2 pseudogenes are annotated in these 486 nt (G+C 37.2%); both read left to right on the forward strand.

The annotated features are described in order from the left end of the window. Positions 1-309, forward strand: a pseudogene (locus B5J94_RS14090) (hypothetical protein); the annotation flags it as partial. Further along, a pseudogene (locus B5J94_RS14480) lies at positions 306-486 on the forward strand (IS3 family transposase); the annotation flags it as partial. The pseudogenes B5J94_RS14090 and B5J94_RS14480, both read left to right, overlap by 4 nt.

Raw genomic sequence — 486 nt, forward strand, 5'->3', positions numbered from 1 at the left:
TCGCTTACCCAACTTGCCATCGAGCTTGACATCTCAAACCCTGCCTTACTTTCAACTTGGTTAAAATTCTACCAATCCTTTGGCATCATAGGACTTACCTTTAAGCCCAAAGGCAGACCCAAAGGCAATAAAACAATGAATAAAACAACAAACAACAAAGCCCAACCAATCAAGGCAGACAAAGACAAAAGCCGTGATGAACTGCTTAATGAACTCTTAGAGTTTAAAGTAGAGCGAGATATTTTAAAAAAGCTCATCGCCTTAACACAACACAAAGCACAAAAGCCAACAATTAAGAAAAAACCTTGATTGTTCATGAGTTAAGGCAACAACATGGCCATCCATTAGATAAACTCCTAAGACACATCAGTCTGTCTAAAAGCGTGTTTTACTATCATCTTAAACAACACAAACAACCAGATAAAGATTTGTCTTTAAAAGAACAGATTAAGCACATTTATCATACGCACAAAGGCAGGTATGGTT

It is taken from the genome of Moraxella lacunata, from assembly GCF_002027545.1.
Classification (GTDB): domain Bacteria; phylum Pseudomonadota; class Gammaproteobacteria; order Pseudomonadales; family Moraxellaceae; genus Moraxella; species Moraxella lacunata.